This is a genomic window from Xanthomonas sp. WHRI 8932A (assembly GCF_035012785.1).
GTDB lineage: Bacteria > Pseudomonadota > Gammaproteobacteria > Xanthomonadales > Xanthomonadaceae > Xanthomonas.
On sequence record NZ_JAYGQQ010000007.1, the window covers coordinates 225,548 to 243,798 of the forward strand.

An 18,251-nucleotide genomic window follows, 5' to 3' on the forward strand; every position below is an offset into this window, starting at 1 on the left:
CTCTTCATCACCTCACATGGAATCGACACGCCGATGATGCGCTCTCTGGTGTTTTGTGCTTTGACCGTGCTGCCGCTGGCAGCCGCCGCATCCAGTCTTGCGGGTACTTCGGCCGGTGCATCGTCTGCCGGTTCGTCCAACAGCAGCAGTTCCGGCGACGACAAGGTGGTTGCCGACGCACGCGAAGATGCGGCCGGCTTCGTCGCCAGCGATGGCGCCATTCGCGGCGCGCGTCTGGAAGCGGCGTTGCTGCAATTGCGCAGTCGCAGCGATGCGGCGCGTGTGTCCAGCGATCTGGAATTGGCTCAGTCCATCCTGGCGCAGTGAATCGTCGTCGCCGGTGCGCATGGCTGTGGCTGGCCGCAGCGATCGCACCGGCGGCGCAAGCCCAACCGCAGCTTTCGCCTAAGCTGCAGGTGACGGTTGTCGCATCGGAGTTGACTCCGTCAGAGCGCGCTGCCAGCCAGGCGCTGGTGCAGCAAGTCTTACAGCGGTTGCCGACGGGCTGGGTAGGGCGCGACGCGGAACCCGTTCAATTGCAGTGGCGCCGCGATCTGCCGGCGCAGGTGCACGGCCGCGCGATCGGCAATCGCATCCTGCTCGATCATGCGTTGTTGCAAGCCTGGAGCGTGCAGTCCGCCAGCGCACGCTCCGACATCGGCGCACCAGCCACGCGGGCGGCGATGGCAGCGGTGGTGCACGAATTGGCACATGTGCGCGACCGTGGCACCGGCAGCAGCTTATCGCGCGACCCACGCCTGCGCGATCTTGCCGGCTGGCAGGTGCGTCCCTGGCGGGTCGGACGCGGCGCAAACCGCTTCAGTGACCGTAGTCCCGATGCGTACGAGCGACATAGCCCGGCCGAATTTGTTGCCGTCAATCTCGAGCATTACGTGCTGGATGCGGACTATGCCTGCCGCCGTCCCGCGCTGGCGGCATGGTTTTCCGAGCGGTTAGGGCCGTCGCAGAATGCGGCAGCATGCGCGCCGACCTTGCCGTATCTACAGGCCGACAACGATGCCGGTGCGATGTCGCTGCTGACGCTGGATCCATCGCGCGTCTATGCGGTGGATTATCTGCTTGCCGAAGGCAACGAGCAGCCGATGAGTCGCTGGGGCCATAGCATGTTGCGGCTGGTGATCTGCGCGCCCGGTCGCATGCCAGGGCCGGCGTGCCGGCTGGATCTGCAGTATCACCGCGTGCTGTCGTTTCGTGCGTTCGTTGGCGATGTGCAGATCTCCAGCTGGCGCGGGCTGACCGGCTCCTATCCGTCGCGGCTGTTCGTGCTGCCGTTGAACCAGGTCATCGACGAATACACCAAGGTGGAACTGCGTGCCCTGTCGTCGGTGCCGCTGGCGCTGAGCCCGGATGAGATCGCCGCTTTGCTGACGCGCGCCGCGCAGGTGCACTGGAGCTACGACGGGCGCTATTACTTCATCAGCAACAACTGCGCGGTGGAAACCTACAAGTTGTTGCACGACGGGGTGCCGCGTCTGGCCGCAGCCGGCCTGTCGTCGATCACTCCGCGTGGCGTGCGCCAGCGCCTGCAGCGTGCCGGCCTTGCCGATCTGCGCGTGCTGGACGACCGCGCGCAGGCCACACGTCAGGGCTATTACTTCGAATCGGCGGCCGCGCATTATCAGGCCATGTTCGATGTGCTTCGACGCGGCATCCCGGTGCCGCAGACGAGTGTCGCGCAATGGCTGGATGCTGCGCCTGATGCACGCGCGCAGTGGTTCGACCGCGGTGGCTTACGCGAAACCGCAGCCGCATTGCTGCTGGAACAAGCCGCGTTACGGCGACAGGAACTGGTGGCGCGCGATGCGCTCAAGCGCCTGTTGCGGCCCGGCATTGCCGAGCGCGCAGCAGTGCAGGAGCAGCTGCAGAGTCTGTTCGCCCGGCAGGCGCAGCTCAGTCACCCGGCGGCGCTTCTCGATGACTCCGATCTCGATGGCCCCGGCTACGGACTGCCGCAGGCCGACGAGCAACAACGTGTGAGCGCGCAGGTCGCCCAGGCAAGCGGTGGCTTGGCCGATGGCTGGAAGCAATTGCAGGCCTTGGGCCGACAACAGTTGCCGGCTGAGTTGCGTGCCGATCTGGAGCAAGGCGAGGCGAACGTGGAAAGACTGCGTGCACGACTGCGGGTGCTTGCACAGCCGGTGCAGGCGGTTGCGGTATTGCCGGAGCAGCGTGTGGCAACTGCACAATAAGAGCAGCTAACAACACGGCTGTGCAGCCGCGAGGCGGGTGCGGCCGGTGCTCGGTGCGGCATGTGCCACGCGTACACTCCGCTTCCTCCGCGCCGCACGCACCCACCTGGCGACTGCTCGCTACGTGTTGTTAGCCGCTCTAAGTGGCGTCCGCGTCTTTGGGTAGCAGCGTTGCAGGCATTGCGGGGCAGCCGGGAAACGGACACGCCCGCGACGTGAAAGTCTTTCCAGACGATTACGAATGAGTCGACACTGACAATAGCGCGCATGCGGCGTTGCGCCGCGAAGTAAAGTTCGGAATACACGGCACTGGGCACGTTCCATCGTGAAAGAGCGGCTTGCGGCAATCGAACCCGCAACAAGCCGCTATAACTCACGCACTGCTCAGCTCGCCGGCTGCAACTCCGCCTGGGTGGCGTATTGCCGCAACCACTGGCTCACCTGCGCATCGTTGCGGTACCGCTGCATCAGCTTGGCAAGGCGTGCCGGTGCCGGTGTGCAGAACTGCGCAATCGCCACTTCGATTTCGTGGCGACGGTCGGCGTCGTACGGCTCTTCGCCGGCGAAGTGTTCGCAGGTGTCGTAGTCCTCCACCAGCTTGCGCACATCCTCCGGCATGCCGCACAGGCCTGCCGGATGTTGCAGCCATTCTTCTTCCACCTTGGGATCGGTGCAGGCGACCGCAGCGGAGGCCGGCGCAGGGGCCGGTTCCGTGGTGCAGGCAGCCAGCAGCCCCAGCGTCAGGGCAACGGCCAGGCGACGCATCAGTCGGCGCGGCCGGCAAATTCGCCGGTGGTGGTGTTGACCAGCACGCGCTCACCGTTGGTGATGTACTCGGGCACCATGATTTCCATGCCGGTGTTGAGCTTGGCCGGTTTGGGACGCTTGGTGGCGGTGCCGCCCTTGAGCTCCGGTGGCGTCTCGATCACTTCCAGCGTCACCGTCTGCGGCAGCTGCACCGCCACCGGCTGGTCGTCGATCACCTGCACATAGATGCCGGTCAAGCCATCGGTGATGTAGCCGGCGTCGGTGCCGATCACATCGGCGTCCAGCGTGTAGGGCGTGAAGTCTTCGTCGTCCATGAACACGAACGCTTCGCCATCCTTGTACGAAAACGTGGACAGGCGACGCAGCAGTTCCACTTCGGGCAGATTGTCGTCGGCATCGAAACTGGCATCGGTTTTTACGCCGCCCGGCACGCTGTACATGATGAAGCGGAAGCGCACGTTGCCGCCGCGCCCCTGCGGCGAGCTGCGCTCGATGTCGCGAATCTGGTAAATGCCGCCGTTGTATTCGACGACGTTGCCTTTCTTGATGTCGTTAGCTTTCATGGGAATCGTGAGTAGGGAATGGGGAATTGGAAAAGCCGGTAGCGGGGTGCTGAGAGTAAGGCGCCATTGCGATTCCCCATTCTCGATTCCCCATTCCCGGCCTACTTGGGCGCCAACCGCACGCCGCCATCCAGGCGAATCGTTTCGCCGTTGAGGTAGCGGTTGCGCAGGATGAAGGCGACGGTGTCGGCGTATTCGTCGGGTTGACCCAGGCGCGACGGGAACGGGATGGAGGCGGACAGCGATTGCTGCACGGCCTCGGGCATGCCGTCCACCATCGGGGTCCAGAACACGCCCGGTGCAATCGTCATCACGCGAATGCCGAAGCGCGCCAGTTCGCGCGCCATCGGCAGGGTCATGCTGACCACGCCGCCCTTGCTGGCGGCATAGGCCGCCTGGCCGATCTGGCCTTCATAGGCGGCCACCGAGGCGGTGTTGATGATCACCCCGCGCTCGCCGTCGTCGCCGGCAGCGTTGTGCTGCATCACATCGGCCGCGGCCTTGGCGACATTGAAGCTGCCGACCAGGTTGACCAGCACGGTGGTGCGGAAGGTCGCCAGCGGCATCGGCGCCTCCTTGCCCAGCACACGGCCGGCGCCGAGGATGCCTGCGCAATTCACCGCAAGATTCAGCCCGCCCAGCGCTTGCGCGGCCTGCGCGATATTGGCGGCAACCTGCGCCTCATCCGTGACATCGGTGGCGAAGTAATGCGCGTTGCCGGCACCCAGCAAGGCCAGCGCCGCATCGGCCTTGTCGGCATTGACGTCGAACAACGCAACCTTGCCGCCGTCGGCCACGATGCGCTGCGCCACTGCCAGGCCCAGGCCGGACACGCCACCGGTGATGACGGCAAGAACAGAAGATGGCTGCATGCGGTGGTTCCCTGGTAGAGACAAGCATGGCGGCGGATGCCGACACGCGAACGGTGGACGAGGCGGCCGGCAATTCTAGCCGAAGCCTTTGCGTGATCGTGCCGGGGGACGCTGCCACTGCAACGGCAGCGGCGCGGTGTCAGCCGGCGGCCGCCAGCGCCTTGCCGACCTTGCTGCCGGTGTCGCGGCCCAGTAGCTGCGCCAGCCAGCGGCCAGTGTGGGCGAGGGCAGGCAGGTCGATCCCGGTCGAGATGCCCAAGCCGTGCAGCAGATACACCACGTCTTCGCTGGCGACATTGCCGCTGGCGCCCTTGGCGTACGGGCAACCACCGGCGCCGGACACCGCGGCATCGACCACGCGCACGCCTTGCTCCAGGCAGGCCGCGATATTGGCCAGCGCCTGCCCATAGGTGTCGTGGAAATGCACCGCCAATGCGTGCATCGGCACCACCTCTGCCACCGCGGCCAGCATCTGCCGCGCCTTGCGCGGGGTGCCGACGCCGATGGTGTCGCCCAGCGAAATTTCGTAGCAGCCCAGTGCGTAGAGCCGCTGCGCGACATCCGCCACGTCGGCCACTGGCACCTCGCCTTGATATGGGCAACCCAGCACCGTGGAGACGTAGCCGCGCACGCGCACGCCGTCGCGGGCAGCCTGTGCAAGGATCGGCCGGAAACGCTCGATCGATTCGTCGATACCGGCATTGGTATTGGTGCGGTTGAAGGCCTCCGACGCGGCGGTGAAGACCGCCACTTCCTGCGCGCCGGCTGCCTGCGCACGGGTGTAACCCTGCAGGTTCGGCACCAGCACCGGATAGGCGATGCCTGGCGCCTGGGCGATGCCGGCGAAGACCTCGGCTGCGTCGGCCAGCTGCGGCACCCAGCGCGGGCTCACGAAGCTGGTCGCCTCGATGGTGCGCAGGCCGGTGGCCGACAACCGATCGATCAACGCGATCTTGTCGGCAGTGGCGATCGGCTGCGCCTCGTTCTGCAGCCCATCGCGCGGGCCGACCTCGACAATGCGCACGAAGTCGCTCATGCGCGAGCCCCGCTGCCTGCAGTAGTGCGAACAGCGACCAACACCACACCGCGCAAGGTCGCTGCGGTGCGTCGACGATCATCAGTGAAAGACATCGTTAACGTGCTCATGCGGCGCGGTGACAGACCACTTCGATGTTGTTGCCATCGGGGTCGAGTACGAAAGCGCTGTAATAGTCAGGGTGATACTGCGTGCGCAGGCCAGGTGCACCATGGTTGCGGCCGCCTGCAGCGAGCGCAGCCCGATGAAACGCATCGACCTCGGCGCGGTGGGTGGCGGCCAACGCCAGATGCGTATTGCCCGGCGCCTGTGGGTCGGCGCCCAGCCAGAGAACTGGCCGCTCGATACCGAAGCCGGCGTGGGCGCGGGTGCCTGTTTGTTCTGCACTCAGCTCCGTGATCAATGCAATGTTCAATGGAGCCAATGCGGCCTGATAGAACGCCACGCTGGCGCCCAGGTCGCTGCATGCAAGTCCCACATGATCGATCACGCTCATGCCGCGTTCTCCGGCATCCAGGCCGGCGAGCGTTTTTCCAGGAATGCGCCCAGGCCCTCCTGGCCTTCGGGCGAGACGCGCAAGCGGGCGATCCACGCGGCGTTGGCGGCATCGATGGCATCGCGGTCGGCAGCCGGCAGCACCGAACGGACCAACGACTTGGCCGTGCTGGCGGCCAGCGGCGCGGCCGCCAGCAGCAGGCGCACCTGCCGCTCCACCGCAATGTCCAGTTGATCGGCCGCCACCAGTTGATGCAGCAGCCCCAACAACTGCGCGGTGCCGGCGTCGAAGATCTCGCCGGTGGCGAACCAGCGGCGTGCCTGGCGTGCGCCGATGGCGGCGATGACATACGGCGAAATCACCGCGGGCAAGAGCCCCAGCTTGCTCTCGGTCAGGCCGAAGCGCGCCTCGGTGCAGCCGATGGCGATATCGCAGCACGCCACCAGCCCCACGCCGCCGCCGAATGCTGCGCCGTTGACGCGCGCGATGGTGGGTTTGGGCAGTTCGTCGAGCGTGCGCATCAGGCGCGCCAGCGCCAGTGCATCGGCGGCATTCTCGGCCTCGCTGGCGGTGGCCATGCCGCGCATCCAGTGCAGGTCGGCGCCGGCAGAGAAGGCGCCGCCGTCACCGGTCAGGATCACCACGCGAATGTGCGCCGCCGCGCCGGCCTGCTGCAGTGCGTCGGTCAACGCGGCAATCAAGGTCGCATCGAAGGCGTTGTGGACGGTCGGGCGGTGCAGTCGCAAGCTGCGGACCGGTCCCTGGTCCTCAACGATCAAGCCGGTGTCCTGCATTGCGCATACGTCCATGAATGGGATGCGAACCATGATAGCGGCACGGGTCGCCGGAGCCATGACGCGGTGCGTCGATGCTAGAATTGAGAACCATTCCTAACAATCAGGCCGTCTTTGTGACGCTGTCCGACATGCCTTTGCATCGCGCCGCCATCGTGGACTCCGTGGAGGATCGTCTCCCCAACGACACGATCGCCCGGCGCCTGCGCGAGCTGGGGTTTGTCGCAGGCGAGGAAGTGACCGTGCTGGCCACCGGGCCGGTCGGCCGCGAACCGTTGCTGGTGCAGGTGGGCTACACGCGTTTCGCCCTGCGCCGTAGCGAGGCCGCGCGCGTGCAGGTGCGGCAAGACGGAGCATCGGCATGAATGCGGCGGCCGTGCCGCTGCGTCTGGCGCTGGTGGGCAACCCCAACAGCGGCAAGACCGCGCTGTTCAACCAGCTGACCGGCAGTCGCCAGAAGGTAGCCAATTACACCGGCGTCACTGTCGAGCGTAAAGAAGGGCATTTCCGTGCGCCGTCCGGTCGCGACTTTGCGGTGCTCGATCTGCCCGGCGCCTACAGCCTGCAACCGGCCAGCCTGGACGAAGCGATCACCCGCGACCTGTGCCGTGGTTTCTACCCCGGCGAGCCGGCGCCGGACGTGCTGGTGTGTGTGATGGATGCCACCAACCTGCGCCTGCATCTGCGCTTTGCATTGGAGCTGCGCGAGTTGGGGCGGCCGATGATCGTGGCGCTGAACATGGTCGACGCCGCGCAACGGCGCGGCATCGTGATCGATCTGCCGGCGCTGGAGCAGGCACTCGGCGTGCCGGTGGTGGAGACCGTCGCGGTGCGACGCGGTGGCGCCAAGGCACTGGTCGAGCGCATCGATGCGCAGGCCGCCAGCCTGGTGGCTCCGACTGCCACGCCGCCTGCCGACGGGAATTATCATGCGCAGGTGCGGCAGATCCTGAGCGCGGCGGTGACCATGCCGACGCGGACTTCGCGCGTGGACGATGCGCTGGACCGCTGGCTGCTGCACCCGATCTGGGGGCTGGTGACGTTGGCGGTGGTGATGTTCCTGATCTTCCAGGCGGTGTACGCCTGGGCCACGCCGATGATGGACCTGATCGATGCCGGCACTGCACTGCTGGGCGAATGGGCGGGCACCACGCTGCCGGAGGGCCCGCTCAACAGTCTGCTCAAGGACGGCATCATTGCCGGTCTGGGCGGGGTGATCGTCTTCCTGCCGCAGATCCTTATCCTGTTCGCCTTCATCCTGGCGCTGGAAGAATCCGGTTATCTGCCGCGTGCGGCATTCCTGCTCGATCGCATGATGGCGGCAGCCGGCCTGTCCGGGCGCTCGTTCATTCCGTTGCTGTCGAGCTTTGCGTGCGCGGTGCCGGGCATCATGTCCACGCGCAGTATCCAGGACCCGCGCGACCGGCTCGCCACCATCATGGTCGCGCCATTGATGACGTGCTCGGCGCGCTTGCCGGTGTATGCGCTGCTGATCGGTGCGTTCATTCCGCAGAAAACCGTCTGGGGCATCTTCAATCAGCAGGGGCTGATCCTGTTCGCCCTGTATGCCGCTGCTATCGTCAGTGCGTTGTTGGTGTCGTGGACGATGAAGAAGTGGCGTCGCGACAAAAGCGAGCATCCCTTGATGCTGGAGCTACCGTCGTACCGCGTGCCGCAGCTGCGCGACCTGGCCTTGGGCTTGTGGGAACGCGCGGTGATCTTTCTCAAGCGCGTCGGCGGCATCATCCTGGCGTTGACCATTCTGCTGTGGTTCCTGCTGTCGTTCCCGGCCGCGCCGGTCAATGCGACCTTACCGCCGATCGACTACAGCTTTGCCGGCCGCATCGGCCACGCGATGGCGGTGTTCTTCGCGCCGCTGGGCTTCAACTGGCAGATCTGCATCGCGTTGATTCCCGGCCTGGCCGCGCGCGAGGTGGCGGTGGCGTCGCTGGCCACCGTCTATGCGTTGTCGGCTGCCGATGACGACGCAGCGGCGCAGGCCTTGTCGCCGCTGATCAGCGACGGCTGGTCGCTGGCCACCGCGCTGTCGCTGCTGGTCTGGTACATCTACGCGCCGATGTGCATCTCCACCCTGGCCACGATCAAGCGCGAAACCAACTCGTGGAAGCAGATGACCATCAGTGCGGTCTACCTGTTCGCACTGGCGTATCTGGCCTCGCTGGTGACCTACCAGCTGGCCGTGTTGTTTGGCGCCGGCTGACATGGATCTGTCGCTCACCCTGCAATACGTGGTCATCGCTATCGCAGTGCTGGTCAGCCTGTGGGTGGTAATGAAAAAACAGTTCCCGAGCGCATTGCGGCGCATGCGCGGCGCGCTGGCACTCGCGTTGCTGCGCGATGGGCGACCGGCCTGGATGCAGACCCTGGGGCGACGCGTGGCGCCGCCGGCCACGCAAAGCAGTGCGGCCTGCGGTGGTTGCGACAGTTGCGGCCCAGTACCAACGCGCAAGCACTGATCCCGTTCGCCTCGGTTAAACTTGCAAGGCCGCAGGACGCGGCGTGACAGGGGGCAGTACATGCGTTTGCTGGTGTTGTTGGCGGTTTTGGCCGCGGTTGCGGGGTTGTACAACTATGGTGGCAACGCGCTTGACGAGACGCAGGTGCGCGATTTCTACGCGGCGCACGACAAGGCGATGGTGAGTCAGGATGGTGAGGCGCTCTGCGCCATGACCGCGCCGGAATTCGAAATGGTGGTGCTGTACCGCATGGACTCCCATCAGAAACGCGAGACCGTCAATCGCGCCAAGTACTGCAAGTCCAACGGCGAGTGGGCACAGGTGCTGCAGCAGATGCGCTCTGTGGCCGAGCCGGAAGAGCTGATGGACTACAAGCATTCGATTACCAAGATCGAGATCGCGCCCGATGAGCAATCGGCGATCGTCGAAACACGCGCAACGCTCGGCTTGCCGGGTCTGCGCATGACTTTCCGTTCGCGCGACAAGGTGGTACGCAAGCGCTGGAAGACCTTGATCACGCGTAGCGAAGGCACCGCCTGGGTTGGTCCGGCGTATCGGTAGCCGGTAACCACGGTGCCTTCTACTGCCGCCAAGACCGTCTAACGACGCGACTGCGCGCACCGCCAGTTGGGCGCGGCCGATGCTCGGTGCGGCAGTGTCCACTCGTCCGCTCCGGTTCTAGGCGCGGCCGTCCACACCCACCTGACGACGGCTCGCCACGTTCTGTCAGCGCTCTACATCGCAGCACGCACGCTGCAGTGCACAGCGCCGGCATTGCGGGCGTTGGGTATGCTTGCGGCATGACGACCTCCTTCCAGATCTCCCGACGTGCGCAGGCGCTGACCAGTTCGGCGATTCGCGAAATCCTCAAGGTGACCGAGCGGCCGGAGGTGACGTCCTTCGCCGGCGGTCTGCCATCGCCGGCGACCTTTCCGGTCGAGCGCATGCGCGCGGCCAGCGATCAGGTGTTGCGCGATGCGCCGCAGGCAGCGTTGCAATACGGTCCCACCGAAGGTTATGCGCCATTGCGCGAATGGGTGGCCGCGCGCTTGAGTCGCGATGGCGCCACGATCCGGCCCAGCCAGGTGCTGATCACCACCGGCTCGCAGCAGGGCCTGGATCTGCTCGGCAAGGTGTTCATTGACGAAGGCAGCAAGGTGCTGGTGGAGACGCCGAGTTATCTTGGCGCATTGCAGGCGTTTTCGCTGTTCCAACCAGCGTTTGTCGGCATGCCATCGGACGAGGATGGCGTGGTGGTGGATGCGCTGGATCCGGCGCTGTTGGCCGATGCGCGCTTTCTGTATTGCCTGCCCAATTTTCAGAATCCCACTGGTCGGCGCCTGCCATTGGCGCGACGTCAGGCGCTGGTCGCGCGTGCGGCCGAGGCCGGTGTGCCGATCGTCGAAGACGACCCGTACGGCGAGCTGTACTACAGCGGCGAACCCTTGCCGAGCCTGTTGTCGATGAACCCGGAAGGCGTCATCTACATGGGCTCGTTCTCCAAGGTGTTGGCGCCCGGGTTGCGGTTGGGGTATGTCGTCGCGCCGGAGGCTGTGCTGGGCAAGCTGATCCAGGCCAAGCAGGCGGCCGATCTGCATACGCCTTCGTTCACCCAGCGCATGGTGTATCAAACGCTGCAGGACGGCTTTCTCGACACGCATATCCCGCAGATCCGCGCGCTGTATGCGCGGCAGTGCAGTCTCATGCTGGAAGCGTTGGACCGGCACTTCCCGGCGCAGGTGCAGTGGAATCGCCCCGAAGGCGGCATGTTCCTGTGGGTGACGCTGCCGCCGGGTCTGGATGGCACCGTGCTGCTGGCGCGTGCGATCGCACGCAATGTCGCCTTCGTGCCGGGTGCGCCGTTCTTTGCGACCTTGCCGCAAGTCAACACGCTGCGGCTGTCGTTCGTCACCGTGCCGGGCGAGAAGATCGATGCCGGCATCCAGGTGCTGGGTGAGGTGCTACGCGAGGCGCTGGCCGAACTGCCAGGGCAGGGCGCATGACATCGCCTGCGTTGGTGTCGCAAGCGCCGGTTGCCACGCACATCGATAGCGTCGCAATTGGTGTTGCGCGCGACTTCACCCGCCCCGGTAGCCGCAGCGCGATCGACAAGCGCGTCGTGCACGGGTCGCTGCAAGTCGGTGTCGAAGGCTTGCAAGGCGACGAGCAGGGAGACCGGCGCGTGCATGGCGGGCCGGACAAGGCGATTCATCATTATCCGCGCGACCACTACGCTGCCTGGCGCAACGAGATTGGCGCGCATGCACTGCTGGAAGCGGCCGGCGCGTTCGGCGAGAACCTGAGCAGCACCGGCCTGACCGAGGCCACGGTCTGCCTTGGCGATCGCTTTAGGTTGGGCACGGCCGTGGTGGAGGTCTCGCAGCTGCGTCAACCGTGCTGGAAGCTGTCGGACCGCTTCGGTGTGCGCGACATGGCGCGCCGGGTGCAGGAAACCGGCCGCACCGGCTGGTATTACCGCGTACTGCAGCCCGGTGCCGTGGCCTCCGGCGACACGCTGACACTGCAGGAGCGGCCGCATCCGAAGTGGAGCCTGTCGCGGGTACAGCAGGTGCTGTATGCACGCGAAGTCGATGTCGCGGCCATCACCGAGCTGCTACGTCTTCCGTTGGTGCCGTCGTGGCAGGCCTTGTTCGAGCGCCGCCTGTAGCGCAGCGAAGTGGAGAGCTGGAGCAGGCGCCTGACCGGCGTCGACGAATAAAGAGCAGCTAACAAAAAACCACCGTGCTCACCGCCAGGCGGGCGCGGCCGGTGCTCGGAATCCTCTTGTACGACTCATGCGCGTCGGTTCTCGTGCGCCGTCCGCACCCAGCTGACGACTGCTGGCCGCGTTTTGTTGACCAATCTAAGCAGGCGTCGCGCTCTGCGGTCATTGATCAGCCGCTGGCCAACCGCGCAAAAATCCGCGCAAAGCTAACGTCACGCGCTGCGGCGGCGCTGAAGCACAAGCCATTGCCGCGCACGCACAGTCTCCACAGATGCGCGCAGCCAGCCGCGGCGCCACTGCAAACGTCAACAAGCCACAAGCGACAAGCCACAAGCCACAAGCCACAAGCAGCTCCACATCCACCAAACCACGACATCCCCAACAATCGCTCAGACCGCACACACCGCTCTGACGATTCCCCAATCCCGACTCCCGATTCCCCGCACCTTGTGCAACCCCCACCGCCTCGCTAGCCTGCGGGCATGACAACGTCCCCTGTAAAAGTGTTGATCCACGGTGCCTCCGGGCGGATGGGCAAGGCATTGCTGCGCCTGGCGGCTGAAGACGACGCGTTGCATGTCGTCGGCGCGGTGGTAGGGCGCTCGCCATCGCAGCGCGTGGTGGACGGCGTGCCGTTCTTTGCCGCCAGCGAACTGGGCGGTGCACCAGCCTTCGATGTGGCCATCGACTTCAGCCTGCCGCAAGGCTTTGCGCCGATTCTGGCGCTGTGCGCGCAACGCGGTAAGCCGCTGGTGTCCGGCACCACCGGGCTGGACGAAGTGCAACGCGCCGCGCTGCGCGATGCTGCGCAACAGATTCCGTTGGTGTGGGCCTCCAACTTCAGTCTGGGTGTCGCGGTGCTCACCGAATTGGTCGAGCGCGCCGCCGGCACCTTGCCAGGCTGGGATTGCGACATCATCGAAGCGCATCACTTGCACAAGCAGGACGCGCCATCCGGTACCGCATTGACGCTGGGCGAAGCGGCCACCGGTAGCGGTGCGCAGCCGCGGTTTGCCAGCCTGCGTGCCGGCGACATCGTCGGCGAGCACACGGTGCAGTTCACCGGGCTGGGCGAGCGCGTCGAGCTGGTGCACCGCGCCACCAATCGCGACATCTTCGCGCGCGGGGCCTTGCACGCGGCCAAACGCCTGATCGGCCGGCCGGCCGGCAGCTACCGGGTACGCGACCTGGTGCTGTAAGACATCGCGCAACCGCGTATGAACAATGCGCGGTCGCGCGGCGTATTCATGCCGCCGTTGCGATGCGCCCGACGCATTGGCTGCGCTGCAGGCTGGCAAGCCGGGGCACTTGCCTTTACAATTCTCGCTTGCCCGAACCAGCGTCGGACCGGTCCCCAGCACCGCGTCCGCGCTTTGCTGCAACCGGAATTTGGCCGGAAGCGCATCGGAGTCCCAGGCAGCCAGAGCGAGACCCCACGTGACCCAACCCGCAATCCTTGTCCTCGAAGACGGCACCGTGTTCGAGGGCGAATCCGTAGGCGCCACCGGGCTTTCCGTCGGTGAAGTGGTGTTCAACACCGCCATGACCGGCTATCAGGAAGTCCTGACCGATCCCTCCTACGCCCGCCAGATGGTCACGCTGACCTATCCGCACATCGGCAGTACCGGCTTTACCGACCAGGACGACGAGGCCCGCAAGATCTGGGCCGCCGGCCTGATCGTGCGCGATGTGCCGCGCCGCCCCAGCAACTGGCGCAGCCAGGTGGCCTTGCCGGAGTGGCTGCAGGCCCGCGGCGTAGTCGCCATCTCCGGCATCGACACCCGCAAGCTGACCCGCCTGTTGCGCGAGAAGGGCGCCCAGAACGGCGCGCTGATGGCCGGCGAGATCGACGTCGAAAAGGCACTCGAAGCCGCGCGCAAGTTCCCCGGCCTGAAAGGGATGGACCTGGCCAAGGTGGTCTCCACCGAGACGCGTTACACCTGGCAGGAAGGCTCGCTCGACCTGAACTCCGACACCTTTCTCGGCCTCGGTGCCTTGAAGAGTGGAAAGTCCGCAGATGCAGGTGCGGGCTCTGTCGAAGGACGCACGTTCAAGGTCGTGGCCTACGACTACGGCGTGAAGCTCAACATCCTGCGCATGCTGGCCGAGCGCGGGTGCGACGTCACCGTGGTGCCGGCGCAGACCCCGGTGGCGGAAGTGCTGGCGATGCAGCCCGATGGCGTGTTCCTGTCCAACGGCCCGGGCGACCCGGAGCCCTGCGATTACGCGATTGCCGCGATCAAGGAACTGATCGCGCAGAAGATGCCCACCTTCGGCATCTGCCTGGGCCATCAGCTGCTGGCGTTGGCCGCCGGCGCGAAGACGGTGAAGATGACCACCGGCCACCACGGCGCCAATCACCCGGTGCAGGATCTGGATGGCGGGCGGGTGATGATCACTTCGCAGAATCATGGCTTTGCGGTGGACGAAACCACACTGCCGGCCAATGTGCGGGTCACCCATCGCTCGCTGTTCGATGGCACCAACCAGGGCATCGCCCTGACCGACGCACCGGCGTTCTCGTTCCAGGGCCACCCGGAAGCTTCGCCGGGCCCGCGCGATGTGGGGCCGTTGTTCGACCGGTTTACCGCGTTGATGGCGGCCAGGGCCTGATGATGGCGTCGCTGGCTCTGCCGTCGCGACCGCGCCGCTGGCGTGTGTACGTGTTGGCGGCGCTGGCGCTGGCGGCCTATCCGGCGTTCGTGCTGGTTGCGGTGTATTCGCAGTGGCTCGGCGCTGGGCTGGCAGGTGGACGCAACGGCCCGGCCGATGCGTATCGGCACAGCCTTGCAAGCGCCATCGTCGCCTACACCTTGTCCCCGCGTTGCGTGGATTTGGTGACGGCGGTGATGGAGCGCGGCGGGCAGGGCAACGCCAGTCGGGCGATGGATGCCCACAACAACACGATCGGCGCGCGCATTGGCGCGGCCGCTCCGAGCTGGGCCGCGATGCAGCGAGAGGTTCGCGCCGCGGTCGACCATGGTGCGATCGATGCCCGATCGCCCGACCAGATTACCTGGCGCGCCCCTGCGGCGTGGCAGGACCGACTTTACTGAGGACCCCCATGCCAAAGCGCACCGACCTAAAAACCATTCTGATCATCGGCGCCGGCCCGATCGTCATCGGCCAGGCCTGCGAGTTTGATTACTCCGGCGCGCAGGCGTGCAAGGCGCTGCGCGACGAGGGCTACCGCGTGGTGCTGGTCAACAGCAACCCGGCCACGATCATGACCGACCCGGACATGGCCGACGCTGTGTACATCGAGCCAATCAACTGGCAGACGGTCGAAAAGATCATTGCCAAGGAAAAGCCCGATGCGCTGCTGCCGACCATGGGCGGGCAGACTGCGCTGAACTGCGCGCTGGATCTGGCCGACCACGGTGTGCTGGAGAAGTACAACGTCGAGTTGATTGGCGCCAAGCGCGAAGCGATTCGCATGGCCGAAGACCGCGAGCTGTTCCGCGTGGCGATGGGCGAAATCGGCCTGGATTGCCCCAAGGCCGAAGTGGCGCATACGCTGGAAGAAGCGCTGGATATCCAGACCCGCGTCGGCTACCCGACCATCATCCGCCCCAGCTTCACCCTGGGCGGTAGCGGTGGCGGCATCGCCTACAACCGCGAAGAACTGATCGACATCGTCGGCCGCGGCCTGGAACTGTCGCCGACCACCGAAGTGCTGGTGGAAGAATCGGTGCTGGGCTGGAAGGAATTCGAGATGGAGGTTGTGCGCGATACCGCGGACAACTGCATCATCGTCTGCGCGATCGAAAACCTCGACCCGATGGGCGTGCATACCGGCGACTCGATCACCGTGGCGCCGGCACAGACGCTCACCGACAAGGAATATCAGCGCCTGCGCGATGCGTCCATTGCAGTGCTGCGTAAGATCGGCGTGGATACCGGCGGCTCCAACGTGCAGTTCGGTATCAGCCCGACCAATGGCCGGGTGGTGGTGATCGAGATGAATCCGCGCGTGTCGCGTTCGTCGGCGCTGGCGTCCAAAGCCACCGGTTTCCCGATCGCCAAGGTCGCCGCCAAGCTGGCGGTGGGCTACACGCTGGACGAATTGCGCAACGAGATCACCGGTGGGTTGACCCCGGCCTCGTTCGAGCCGTCGATCGATTATGTGGTCACCAAGATTCCGCGCTTTGCGTTCGAAAAATTCCCGCAGGCCGATGCGCGCCTGACCACGCAGATGAAGTCGGTGGGCGAGGTGATGGCGATGGGCCGCACCTTCCAGGAATCGCTGCAAAAAGCGCTGCGCGGCCTGGAAACCGGCAAGATCGGGCTGGACCCGACCGGCCTGGATCTGGGCAGCGAAGACGATATCGCTGCGCTCAAGCGCGAGCTCAAGGCCCCCGGCCCGGAGCGTCTGTTCTATGTGGCCGATGCGTTCCGCGCCGGCATGAGCGTGGATGAGGTGTATGCGCTGTCGTTCATCGACCCCTGGTTCCTGGATCAGATCGAAGAACTCGTCAGCCACGAGCAGCAGCTGGCCGACGATGGCATGGCCGCGCTGGACGCGCCGCGTCTGCGCAAGCTCAAGCGCGCAGGTTTCTCCGATGCGCGCTTGGCCGAGCTGATCGGCAGCAATGAAGAATCGGTGCGCACGCTGCGTCGCGCGTTGAAGGTGCGCCCGGTCTACAAGCGCGTCGACTCGTGCGCGGCCGAATTCGCCACCAGCACCGCGTACCTGTATTCGACCTACGAGGACGAGTGCGAAGCGCTGCCGACCAATCGCGACAAGATCATGATCCTGGGCGGTGGCCCTAACCGCATCGGCCAGGGTATCGAGTTCGATTACTGCTGCGTGCACGCGGCACTGGCGCTGCGCGACGACGGCTACGAGACCATCATGGTCAACTGCAACCCGGAAACCGTCTCCACCGATTACGACACCTCCGACCGTCTGTACTTCGAGCCGCTGACGCTGGAAGACGTGCTGGAAATCGTCGAGCTGGAACAGCCCAAGGGCGTGATCGTGCAATACGGCGGCCAGACCCCGCTGAAGCTGGCGCGTGCGCTGGAAGCCAATGGCGTGCCGGTGATCGGCACCTCGCCGGACTCGATCGATCTGGCCGAAGACCGCGAGCGTTTCCAGCAGCTGGTCGACAAGCTGGGCCTGAAGCAGCCGCCGAACCGCATTGCCCGCAATCCGGAAGAAGCGCTGGTGCTGGCGCGCGAGATCGGCTACCCGCTGGTGGTGCGCCCGAGCTATGTGCTGGGCGGCCGCGCCATGGAGATCGTGTACGGCGAATCCGATCTGGCGCGCTATGTGCGCGATGCGGTGAAGGTGTCCAACGATTCGCCGGTGCTGCTGGACCGCTTCCTCGACAATGCGGTGGAAGTGGACGTGGACATCATTGCCGACAAGGACGGCAACGTGTTGATCGGCGGGCTGATGGAGCACATCGAAGAAGCCGGCGTGCACTCGGGCGACTCGTCGTGCTCGCTGCCGCCGTATTCGCTCTCGCCCAAGACCCAGGCCGAACTGCGTCGCCAGGTGGTGATGCTGGCCGAAGGTTTGAACGTGGTTGGCCTGATGAACACCCAGTTTGCGGTGCAGGTGGATGAGGCTGGCGACGATGTGGTGTTCCTGCTGGAAGTGAACCCGCGTGCTTCGCGCACCGTGCCGTTCGTGTCCAAGGCCATCGGCATCCCGCTGGCCAAGATCGCCGCACGCTGCATGGCCGGCAAGACGCTGGCCGAGCAGGGCGCCACCAAGGAAATCGTGCCGGACTATTACTCGGTGAAGGAGGCGATCTTCCCGTTCGCCAAGTTCCAGGGCGTGGACCCGATCCTCGGGCCGGAGATGCGCTCCACCGGTGAGGTGATGGGCGTGGGCCGCAGCTTCAGCGCCGCGTTTGCGCGCGCGCAGGAAGCCGGTGGCATCAAGGCACCGCCGGTGGGCAAGGCCTTCGTCTCGGTGCGCGACCCGGACAAGAAGCGCGTGCTGCCGGTGGCGCAGGCGCTGGTGGAACGCGGCTTCACCCTGGTGGCCACGCGCGGCACCGGTGCCTGGCTGCAAGAGAACGGGCTGAACTGCGAGATCGTCAACAAGGTGGCCGAAGGCCGCCCGCATATCGTCGACTCGATCAAGAACGGCGAGATCGTCTATATCGTCAACACCACCGAAGGTCGCGCCGCCATCTCGGATTCGTTCTCGATCCGGCGTGAAGCGCTGCAGCATCGCGTGACCTATTCGACCACTGTCGCCGGCGCCAAGGCGCTGGTGCATTCGCTGGAATTCCGCGGCACCGGCCCTGTCTGGTCGCTGCAGGAACTGCACAAGGAGCTGGAAGCATGAGAG

At 65.6% G+C, this 18,251-nt stretch carries 18 protein-coding genes and 3 other RNA genes; 15 read left to right on the forward strand and 6 right to left on the reverse strand.

Annotated elements, in window-relative coordinates:
* Positions 1 to 33: 33 nt before the first annotated feature.
* From VC212_RS13270 to VC212_RS13280, 3 genes are all read left to right on the forward strand, one after another.
* Positions 34 to 327 carry a DUF2388 domain-containing protein gene (locus VC212_RS13270; RefSeq protein ID WP_323526033.1) on the forward strand — a complete coding sequence of 98 codons (294 nt, stop codon included), beginning with the start codon at positions 34 to 36 and terminating at the stop codon, positions 325 to 327.
* Positions 324 to 2,210 carry a DUF4105 domain-containing protein gene (locus tag VC212_RS13275; RefSeq protein WP_323526034.1) on the forward strand — a complete coding sequence of 629 codons (1,887 nt, stop codon included), beginning with the start codon at positions 324 to 326 and terminating at the stop codon, positions 2,208 to 2,210. Before VC212_RS13270 ends, VC212_RS13275 begins: the two co-directional genes overlap by 4 nt.
* 60 nt (positions 2,211 to 2,270) lie before the next feature.
* A non-coding RNA gene (locus tag VC212_RS13280) (sX9 sRNA) lies at positions 2,271 to 2,346 on the forward strand.
* A 248-nt stretch (positions 2,347 to 2,594) separates the two neighbouring features.
* Here the strand turns inward: VC212_RS13280 and VC212_RS13285 are convergent.
* From VC212_RS13285 to VC212_RS13310, 6 genes are all read right to left on the reverse strand, one after another.
* Positions 2,595 to 2,975 carry a hypothetical protein gene (locus VC212_RS13285; protein ID WP_323526035.1) on the reverse strand — a complete coding sequence of 127 codons (381 nt, stop codon included), beginning with the start codon at positions 2,973 to 2,975 and terminating at the stop codon, positions 2,595 to 2,597.
* Entirely contained in the window at positions 2,975 to 3,541 is a 567-nt protein-coding gene (gene yeiP / locus VC212_RS13290; RefSeq protein WP_104615458.1) for an elongation factor P-like protein YeiP, read from the reverse strand. The genes VC212_RS13285 and yeiP overlap by 1 nt, the downstream gene beginning before the upstream one ends.
* Before the next feature lie 101 nt (positions 3,542 to 3,642).
* Entirely contained in the window at positions 3,643 to 4,413 is a 771-nt protein-coding gene (locus VC212_RS13295; RefSeq protein WP_115527678.1) for an SDR family oxidoreductase, read from the reverse strand.
* A gap of 139 nt (positions 4,414 to 4,552) precedes the next feature.
* Positions 4,553 to 5,449 carry a hydroxymethylglutaryl-CoA lyase gene (locus VC212_RS13300; protein WP_323526036.1) on the reverse strand — a complete coding sequence of 299 codons (897 nt, stop codon included), beginning with the start codon at positions 5,447 to 5,449 and terminating at the stop codon, positions 4,553 to 4,555.
* Positions 5,450 to 5,555: 106 nt separating this feature from the next.
* Positions 5,556 to 5,945, reverse strand: coding sequence for a VOC family protein (locus tag VC212_RS13305; protein ID WP_323526037.1), 390 nt, complete (start codon positions 5,943 to 5,945; stop codon positions 5,556 to 5,558).
* Positions 5,942 to 6,739 (reverse strand): enoyl-CoA hydratase-related protein, encoded by a 798-nt coding sequence (locus VC212_RS13310; protein ID WP_323523080.1) that lies wholly within the window; start codon positions 6,737 to 6,739, stop codon positions 5,942 to 5,944. The genes VC212_RS13305 and VC212_RS13310 overlap by 4 nt, the downstream gene beginning before the upstream one ends.
* Positions 6,740 to 6,855: 116 nt before the next feature.
* Here VC212_RS13310 and VC212_RS13315 point away from each other — a divergent pair, with 116 nt between their 5' ends.
* From VC212_RS13315 to carB, 12 genes are all read left to right on the forward strand, one after another.
* A complete protein-coding gene (locus tag VC212_RS13315) occupies positions 6,856 to 7,104 on the forward strand; it encodes a FeoA family protein (RefSeq protein WP_064634959.1) in 249 nt (82 codons plus the stop codon).
* Positions 7,101 to 8,960, forward strand: a complete 1,860-nt coding sequence (locus tag VC212_RS13320) for a ferrous iron transporter B (RefSeq protein WP_323523052.1) — start codon at positions 7,101 to 7,103, stop codon at positions 8,958 to 8,960. Before VC212_RS13315 ends, VC212_RS13320 begins: the two co-directional genes overlap by 4 nt.
* 1 nt (position 8,961) lies before the next feature.
* Positions 8,962 to 9,216 carry a DUF6587 family protein gene (locus VC212_RS13325; protein WP_055846469.1) on the forward strand — a complete coding sequence of 85 codons (255 nt, stop codon included), beginning with the start codon at positions 8,962 to 8,964 and terminating at the stop codon, positions 9,214 to 9,216.
* 60 nt (positions 9,217 to 9,276) lie between these two features.
* Positions 9,277 to 9,777 carry a nuclear transport factor 2 family protein gene (locus VC212_RS13330; RefSeq protein ID WP_161963042.1) on the forward strand — a complete coding sequence of 167 codons (501 nt, stop codon included), beginning with the start codon at positions 9,277 to 9,279 and terminating at the stop codon, positions 9,775 to 9,777.
* Positions 9,778 to 9,870: 93 nt separating this feature from the next.
* Positions 9,871 to 9,948: non-coding RNA, sX9 sRNA (locus VC212_RS13335), on the forward strand.
* 68 nt (positions 9,949 to 10,016) lie between these two features.
* Positions 10,017 to 11,219 carry a PLP-dependent aminotransferase family protein gene (locus VC212_RS13340; RefSeq protein ID WP_323526038.1) on the forward strand — a complete coding sequence of 401 codons (1,203 nt, stop codon included), beginning with the start codon at positions 10,017 to 10,019 and terminating at the stop codon, positions 11,217 to 11,219.
* Positions 11,216 to 11,884, forward strand: coding sequence for an MOSC domain-containing protein (locus VC212_RS13345; protein WP_323526039.1), 669 nt, complete (start codon positions 11,216 to 11,218; stop codon positions 11,882 to 11,884). The genes VC212_RS13340 and VC212_RS13345 overlap by 4 nt, the downstream gene beginning before the upstream one ends.
* Before the next feature lie 116 nt (positions 11,885 to 12,000).
* A non-coding RNA gene (locus VC212_RS13350) (sX9 sRNA) lies at positions 12,001 to 12,076 on the forward strand.
* A 347-nt stretch (positions 12,077 to 12,423) separates the two neighbouring features.
* Entirely contained in the window at positions 12,424 to 13,140 is a 717-nt protein-coding gene (dapB, locus tag VC212_RS13355) for a 4-hydroxy-tetrahydrodipicolinate reductase (RefSeq protein ID WP_323526040.1), read from the forward strand.
* A gap of 238 nt (positions 13,141 to 13,378) precedes the next feature.
* The gene (carA, locus tag VC212_RS13360) at positions 13,379 to 14,554 is read left to right on the forward strand and encodes a glutamine-hydrolyzing carbamoyl-phosphate synthase small subunit (protein WP_323526041.1); all 1,176 of its coding nucleotides are present in this window, start codon (positions 13,379 to 13,381) and stop codon (positions 14,552 to 14,554) included.
* Positions 14,554 to 14,997, forward strand: a complete 444-nt coding sequence (locus tag VC212_RS13365; protein ID WP_115561927.1) for a hypothetical protein — start codon at positions 14,554 to 14,556, stop codon at positions 14,995 to 14,997. The genes carA and VC212_RS13365 overlap by 1 nt, the downstream gene beginning before the upstream one ends.
* Before the next feature lie 8 nt (positions 14,998 to 15,005).
* Positions 15,006 to 18,248: a carbamoyl-phosphate synthase large subunit gene (gene carB, locus VC212_RS13370; RefSeq protein ID WP_115512870.1), complete on the forward strand. Its 3,243-nt coding sequence runs from the start codon at positions 15,006 to 15,008 to the stop codon at positions 18,246 to 18,248.
* The last annotated feature ends 3 nt before the right edge of the window (positions 18,249 to 18,251 follow it).